Here is a 258-nt window from a genome sequence, read left to right as displayed (position 1 = left end):
CCAGAACCCTACACTTAAAACCTTGTTATTCCGCTATCGAGCAAGGAACTACCCGAATACACTGACTTTCGAAGAAAGTCAGAAGTGGCAGCGACACCGGCAGTTCCGCTTAACCGACCCGACCTCACCAGCCAGTATCACGCTGGAGCAGTATTTATTTACACTTGAACAACTTGCGCAGCAGCACGCCGAAAACGCGGATTATAAGGCCATCCTGAAAGCCCTGTATGCCTACGCACAAAACTTGTGATTTCGTCA

1 pseudogene is annotated in these 258 nt (G+C 49.2%); it reads left to right on the top strand.

The features are described 5' to 3' along the window. Positions 1 to 250, top strand: a pseudogene (locus NLF92_RS13340) (exodeoxyribonuclease I); the annotation flags it as partial. Between the last annotated feature and the right edge of the window lie 8 nt (positions 251 to 258).

Source organism: Opacimonas viscosa, assembly GCF_024199005.1.
Lineage (GTDB): Bacteria > Pseudomonadota > Gammaproteobacteria > Enterobacterales > Alteromonadaceae > Opacimonas > Opacimonas viscosa.
This window is presented reverse-complemented; position numbering and strand designations above follow the sequence as displayed.